Below are 6,254 nucleotides of genomic sequence, written 5' to 3'. Positions count from 1 at the left end.
GTGTCGTGCGGCTCCCTCTGTATCCGGGGGCGGAGCCCCCGGATACAGAGGGAGCCGCACGACACACCCCCACGCCCCGTCGTGAGCTGATGCATCCGGTCGGCGCCCGCCGACCGGATGTCCTCATCGCGCCTGATTCAGACCGGAGTTGAGGAGAACGCGTCGAGCGTATAGGCGATGACGGCCACAACAATGTACGTATTGCGTGCCGGTGGTGTCGCGGTCGTCGCCACAGCCCCCGCGGCGGCCATCTCCTGCGGCATGATCTCCAACCGTCTCCCCCGGCGTGTGCGCCGACGGCCTGCGACCCATCCGCTCACGGAAGGCTGCTAACTTGCCGGGCGTCAAGTAGGTTCGGCTGGGGGCGGCAGGTTCCCGACAACAGCAGGAGAGACCATGGGCAGCACCCCTCAGCAGGCGCGCAGGAGCGACACCCGTGAGCGCATCCAGAAAACGGCCCTGGACCTCTTTGTCTCGCGCGGCTACGAGAAGACCTCGCTCCGGGAGATCGCCGAGGAGCTCGGCGTCACCAAGGCCGCGCTGTACTACCACTTCAAGACGAAGGAGGACATCCTCACCGCGATCTCCGAGGACCTCGGGCGACCGGTCGACGAGCTCATCGCCTGGGCGAGGGAACAGCCACCGACGCTCGATACCAGGCGGGAGCTGATGACCCGCTACAGCGCGGCGCTGCGGTCGGCCATGCCGATCTACCACATCCTCCAGGAGAACCAGGCGACCCTGCGCGACCTGGCGATCGGGCGGACACTGCGCAAGCGGGTGGAGGCCATCTCCGAGCTGATGCACACCGGCGAGCTCGACTTCGAGACGCACATGCGGGTCGCGAGCGCCCTGCTGACCGTGCACTTCGGGGCGTTCACGCTGGCCCACGTGCGCGGCTCGGACGAGGAGAAGCGGCAGGCGCTCCTCAAGGTCGCCCTGGAGACCCTCGGCTCGTCGGCAGGCCGGCCGGCGTGACCCGGGTTAGCTCTTTCAGGTGACCCCGGCCGGGGCGGCGGCCCGCTGTCGTTCCAGTTCCGCCAGCGCGCGGGCGCCCCGGCCGGGCGCGATGTCGAGCCGGGCCAGCACGGCCGGCACCGCGACGCCGGGCATCAGGTGCTCGTAGAGACAGATCGCCCGGCGCTCCAGGTCACGGCGGCCGCTCACGGTCTGCGAGAGGGCGTTGATGCCGCCGTAGGCCGCGACGATCAGCTCCGCCACCTCGGACGGCATCACGTGCGGCAGCACCTCGCCGCGCTCCTTGCCCTCCATCAGGGTCCGCGTGTGCAGGGCCGTCCAGTCGCTGAACTGCCCCGCGCGGTGCGGCGCCGCGGCGCTGTGCTCGATGGAGAGCCGCACGCTGCCGCGCAGCACCGGGTCCGTCAGCAGCCGGTGCGTGAAGATCAGACCGATGTCGACCAGCTCCTGCATCTTGGAGGAGCGCGGCAGTTCGGCGCACAGGGGTGTGGTGGACACCTGCGACTGGACCACCGCGTGGGCCAGCTCCTCCTTCGACGCGAAGTGGAAGTAGAGCGCGCCCTTGGTGACTTCGGCGCGGGCGAGGATCTCGTTGATGGTCGCGGCGTCGTAGCCCCGCTCGTCGAACACCACCGCGGCCGCCTCCAGGATGGTCCGCCGCGTTCTTATCGCACGGTCCTGCTTTGCCACGGTACGCCTCCGCATCGCTGAATGACCCGCGCTCCGCGTCGTGGGCGGCAGGGCGAATCGTCGGCCGATGTCGCTGCCGCCGGATTCCCGCGCGCAGCCGCCGTAGAGCGTATGCAGGACTCCCGCGTCAAGGGAGGAGAGCGAACCAGCCATCGTGTCCGGGCCCCCGTCCCGGAGGGGGTTCACTAGGGTCGGCACCACCGGCCGCGGCCGGTCCGACGAGCCGAAGGAGCCCGCACGGATGAGTCTCACCGGCACCGCCTTCTTCGCCCTGCTCGTGGCGGCCACCGTGCTGGCCGTGCTGGCGACGCTGGTGCTGTGGGGGCGGATTCCGGGGCCGCGGCCGCTCGCCTGGCTGGTACGCGTCGTGCTGATCGGGCTCTGCCAGGCGACCGCGATCTGTGTGGTCGCGGCCTGGATCAACAGCAGTTACGGGCTCTACGCCTCCTGGGACGACCTGCTCGGCAGGCCCGGCGGCACCGGGCCGGTGTCGATGCCCGGCCCGCCCCCGGAGCGCGCCCGCTTCCTGCGCGGGGACGCCGGGATACAGGAGACGTACATGCGCGGGCCGCACTCCGCGCTCTCCGGGCAGGTGATGGTCTGGACCCCGCCCGAGTACGACGAGCCGCGCTACCGGAAGACCGCGTTCCCCGTGGTCGTGCTGCTGCACGGGGTGCCCGGCTCGCCGCAGTCGTGGATGGAGCAGGGCCATATGCCCGGCGACTTCCAGAAGCTGCTGAAGGCCGGGGAGACCAGGCCGTTCATCCTCGTCGTGCCGATCATCAACCCCGGTGGCGTGGACACGGACTGCACGGACACCACCGGCCACAAGGTCGCCACATGGCTCTCCCAGGACGTCCCCGACCTCATCCGGCACCACTTCCGCACCGGGAAGGGCCCCCGCTACTGGGGGCTGCTGGGCATCTCCACCGGCGGCTACTGCGCGGCCAAGCTGCCCCTCCAGTACCCCAAGGTCTTCGGGGCGGGCGCCGCGCTCGACCCCGACCCGCTGACCGGCGACCGGGGCGTCCTGCCCGACTCCACGCTGCGACTGCACAACAGCCCCATGTGGCTCGTCGCGCACACCCAGGCCGATGTCGGGCTGTTCCTCGCGACCTCCCGGCAGGACCGCGACAGCCCGCCCTCGTACATCGAGGAGTTCCAGCGGGCGGCCGCGGGCAGCAAGGTCCGGCTGAAGACGATGGTCGCGCCGAAGGGCGGCCACAACTACAACACGTGGATCTCGATGTACCCGGCGGCCTTCGCCTGGATGAGCGAGGAGCTGGACGAAGGACCGTCGTGACCGGGCACGTGATCGGCCGTCGCCGTCAGCTGTTGGTGTCCTGGGGGAAGACGAGCTGCTTGCTCATCCACTCCAGGCTCGGCCCGATCTCGCGCCGCCATGTCGTGAAGTTGTGGCTGCCCTCGTCCAGGATGATCTTGGAGGCGTTCATCGGCTCCTTGACGGCCTTGAGGAACCTCTCGGTCTCCTTGAGGTTCTTCTCGCCCTTCTTGCTGCTGGTGACGAGCACGGAGACCTTGGGCGCGGGCAGGTTCTTCAGCCGCCAGACCAGGTCGTGCTCGCGCTCGCGCTGCTTGCCCTCGTCGCCGCCGCCGAAGAGGTTGCCCGTGGTCAGATCGTTCTTGATCTTGTAGTCGGCGGAGAGGGCCGCCGCCGCGGGGTAGGCGTTCGGCTGCCGCATGGCGAGCTCCAGGGCGCAGGTGCCGCCGGAGGAGTAGCCGAGGGCGCCCCACGCGCTGGCCTCGTGGCCGACGCGGTACGCGCTGCGCAGCGCCTCGGGCACGTCCTTGGTGAAGTACGTCTCCGCCTGCGGCCCGCCCGGGACGTCCACGCATTCGGTGTCGCGGGGCGGGGCGATCGTCGGCCGCAGCATCACGATCACCGTGGGCTGCATCTTCTTCTGCGCCTGCAGCTCGCTCGCGGTCTTCGGGATCTGGAGGAATTTGGAGAGGTTGTCGATACCGCCGGGATAACCGCTGATGGCCACGATCACGGGAAAGCGCTGGCGCTCGTACTGCTTCTGGAAGTACTGCGGCGGCAGGTAGACGAACGCGGGCTCGACGACATTGGAACGGCGGCCGACCAGGCGCACCGACTGCACCGCGCCGACCTGCTCCCTGGGCCCGTCGGGCAGGCCCATGTGCTCCGTGTTCTCGGTGCCCGAGGGCCGGATCAGGCCGCCCTTGCCGACGTCGACGGCGGCGGCGCTCGCGTTGGTGTTGTCGTTCACCGCGGTGACCTGGCCGGGCGCGCGGTCGTAGCGGCCGAGGAGCTGGCCCCAGGTGCCGTAGAAGCTGTTCGCGGAGTTCACGGCCAGCAGCACCACGGACATGATCGCCAGCTGGGTCACCAGGATCGAGCCGAGCCGGCCGAGTACGGGCAGCGCGCCGCGCCCGGCCAGGCGCGGCCAGAGCCATACGGTGAGACCGACGCACAGCACGGCCACGAACACCACCGTAAACAAGAGTGACCGACTGGTCAGACCCATGCGGCTCTCAACTCCCTGCCCCCGTGGTGGGTACTCATGTTCGGTAAAGCACTGCTCTCCGATAAAGAGGCCGGAATGGGTGGACAGGGTTGCCCAGGACCTATTTCTTACCCTGCTCTTGTCCTGGGCTTGTCCTGGTCTTACGACGTGGTTCGCCCGTCGGCCGCCTTCCCGGCGGGGCCGCGGCGGAGACATCCGCGAAACATCCCATGAGGTACACCGCATGCTGGAAGGGGGTGAACCCCAACAAGCCTCGACAAGGCTCGACAAGGATGGACACCGACATGCGCGTACTGGTCGCCGAGGACGAAGAGATACTCGCCGAGCTCGTGGCCACGGGGCTGCGGAGGGCCGGGTTCGCCGTGGACACGGTCTACAGCGGGGACGCCGCCATCGCCTACCTCGACCTGCACGACTACGACGTCGTCGTCCTCGACCGCGACCTGCCCCGCGTGCACGGCGACGACGTCACCCGCCGCCTCGTGGCCTCCGGCTCGCGCACGCGGATCCTGATGCTCACCGCCGCGGGCAGCATGGAGGACCGCGTCGCCGGGCTCGACCTGGGCGCCGACGACTACCTGCCCAAGCCGTTCGAGTTCCCCGAGCTGGTCTCGCGCGTCCGCGCGCTGCGCCGCCGCAGCGCGCGCCCCGCGCCGCCCGTGCTGGAGCGGGCCGGGCTCCGGCTGGACACCGTGCGGCGCACGGCCGAGCGCGAGGGCCGGGAGCTGGACCTCTCCCCCAAGGAGTTCGCCCTGCTCCAGATCCTGCTGGAGGCGGAGGGCGCGGTCGTCAGCGCCGAGGAGCTGCTGGAGCGGGCCTGGGACGCGCACGCCGACCCGTTCACGGGCGCGGTGCGGGTGGCCATGAGCAAGCTGCGCGGCAAGCTCGGCGACCCGCCGCTGATCCGTACGGTGCAGGGCGTCGGGTACGCCCTGTGAGCGGGGTGCGCCGGCCCGTGCTCACGGCCCGTACCCGCATCGCCGTCGCGTACGGCGCGGTGTTCCTGGTGCTGGGCACGGCCCTGCTGGTCACGGTGAACGTGCTGTCCCGCGCGGGCACGCGCGAGAAGGCCATGACGATCGCCCGGACCGCCGCTCCCATGGAGGTGGTGCGGCCGGGGCAGCACGCGGCCGCGCCCTTCCGGACCATGGTGGAGCTCCCGAGCGCCAAGATCTACGAGGTCACCGGGTCGGTCAGCAACGCCGCCTCGGACCAGCTCGTGCTGTGGTCCGCACTCGCGCTGCTGGTCACCGCGCTGCTGGCGGTCGGGGTGGGCTGGTGGACGGCCGGGCGCGTGCTGCGGCCGGTGCACACGATGACCGCGACCGCCCGCCGGATCTCCGAGCGCAATCTGCACGAGCGGATCGGGCAGCGCGGCCCGGACGACGAGCTGAAGGAGCTGGCCGACACGATCGACGCGCTCCTGGAGCGGCTGGAGTCCGCCTTCGACAGCCAGCGCCGCTTCGTCTCCAACGCCTCGCACGAGCTGCGCACCCCGCTCGCCACCCAGCGCGCCGCCATCCAGGTGGGCCTGGACGGCGACCCGTCGCCGGAGGAGCTGGCCCGTACGAAGACGCTGCTGCTGGAGACCAACCGGCGCTCGGAGCACCTGATCGACGGCCTCCTCGTGCTGGCCCGCAGCGAGCGCGGCCTCGACCGCCGCGATCCGCTCGACCTCGCCGAGGTGGCGGCGGAGGAGGCCGCGGCGGTCGCGGACCGCGCGGAACGCGAGGGCGTACGCGTCGAACTGCGCGCCACGGCCTCCCCGCTCACCGGCAACCGCGTCCTGCTCGCGCAGCTGACCGGCAATCTGCTGCGCAACGCGGTCGGCTACAACCACCGCGGCGGCACCGTCGAGGTCGAGGTGACGCCGGGGCGGCTGACCGTCACCAACACCGGGCCGCGGGTCCCGGCGCACGAGGTGGAGACCCTCTTCGAGCCGTTCCGCCGCGGCGCGGGCCGGGAACGGCTGGCCGGGGGCGCGGGTCTGGGCCTGTCGATCGTCCGCTCGATCGCGCGGGCCCACGGCGGCCGGGCGTACGCCGTGCCGCGCGAGGGCGGGGGACTGCGGGTGAC

Annotated in this window: 7 protein-coding genes; 4 read left to right on the top strand and 3 right to left on the bottom strand. The window is 71.0% G+C overall.

Going from position 1 to position 6,254, the window contains the following annotated elements; genetic code table 11:
- Positions 1 to 137: 137 nt before the first annotated feature.
- Complete coding sequence (locus K6I34_RS38435; protein WP_275127173.1) at positions 138 to 263, bottom strand: hypothetical protein; 126 nt, start codon at positions 261 to 263, stop codon at positions 138 to 140.
- A 133-nt stretch (positions 264 to 396) separates the two neighbouring features.
- Here K6I34_RS38435 and K6I34_RS29085 point away from each other — a divergent pair, with 133 nt between their 5' ends.
- Positions 397 to 978: a TetR/AcrR family transcriptional regulator gene (locus K6I34_RS29085; RefSeq protein ID WP_229330380.1), complete on the top strand. Its 582-nt coding sequence runs from the start codon at positions 397 to 399 to the stop codon at positions 976 to 978.
- Positions 979 to 993: 15 nt separating this feature from the next.
- On the opposite strand, the gene K6I34_RS29080 is transcribed toward K6I34_RS29085, so the two are convergent.
- Positions 994 to 1,668, bottom strand: coding sequence for a ScbR family autoregulator-binding transcription factor (locus tag K6I34_RS29080; RefSeq protein WP_229330377.1), 675 nt, complete (start codon positions 1,666 to 1,668; stop codon positions 994 to 996).
- 241 nt (positions 1,669 to 1,909) lie between these two features.
- Here K6I34_RS29080 and K6I34_RS29075 point away from each other — a divergent pair, with 241 nt between their 5' ends.
- The gene (locus K6I34_RS29075; protein ID WP_229330375.1) at positions 1,910 to 2,971 is read left to right on the top strand and encodes an esterase family protein; all 1,062 of its coding nucleotides are present in this window, start codon (positions 1,910 to 1,912) and stop codon (positions 2,969 to 2,971) included.
- Positions 2,972 to 2,996: 25 nt separating this feature from the next.
- Here the strand turns inward: K6I34_RS29075 and K6I34_RS29070 are convergent, their stop codons facing one another.
- Positions 2,997 to 4,178, bottom strand: a complete 1,182-nt coding sequence (locus tag K6I34_RS29070; RefSeq protein ID WP_229330373.1) for an esterase family protein — start codon at positions 4,176 to 4,178, stop codon at positions 2,997 to 2,999.
- 284 nt (positions 4,179 to 4,462) lie between these two features.
- On the opposite strand from K6I34_RS29070, the gene K6I34_RS29065 reads away from it, so the two are divergent.
- Both K6I34_RS29065 and K6I34_RS29060 read left to right on the top strand, forming a co-directional pair.
- Entirely contained in the window at positions 4,463 to 5,116 is a 654-nt protein-coding gene (locus tag K6I34_RS29065) for a response regulator transcription factor (RefSeq protein ID WP_229330371.1), read from the top strand.
- Between the two features lie 17 nt (positions 5,117 to 5,133).
- A partial coding sequence (locus tag K6I34_RS29060) for an ATP-binding protein (protein WP_308294071.1) occupies positions 5,134 to 6,254 on the top strand: 1,121 nt, incomplete at its 3' end.

The organism is Streptomyces sp. UNOC14_S4, assembly GCF_020740835.1.
In the GTDB taxonomy this organism is placed as follows: domain Bacteria; phylum Actinomycetota; class Actinomycetes; order Streptomycetales; family Streptomycetaceae; genus Streptomyces.
Note: the sequence above shows the minus strand (reverse complement) of the source record. Positions and strands in the feature narration are given on the sequence as shown.

What these genes read in the sequence shown, in the direction of transcription:
- K6I34_RS29085 (WP_229330380.1), top strand. Translation starts at nt 397, where the DNA reads ATGGGCAGCACCCCTCAGCAGGCGCGCAGGAGCGACACCCGTGAGCGC.
- K6I34_RS29070 (WP_229330373.1), bottom strand. Translation starts at nt 4,178, where the DNA reads ATGGGTCTGACCAGTCGGTCACTCTTGTTTACGGTGGTGTTCGTGGCC.
- K6I34_RS38435 (WP_275127173.1), bottom strand. Translation starts at nt 263, where the DNA reads ATGCCGCAGGAGATGGCCGCCGCGGGGGCTGTGGCGACGACCGCGACA.
- K6I34_RS29075 (WP_229330375.1), top strand. Translation starts at nt 1,910, where the DNA reads ATGAGTCTCACCGGCACCGCCTTCTTCGCCCTGCTCGTGGCGGCCACC.
- K6I34_RS29065 (WP_229330371.1), top strand. Translation starts at nt 4,463, where the DNA reads ATGCGCGTACTGGTCGCCGAGGACGAAGAGATACTCGCCGAGCTCGTG.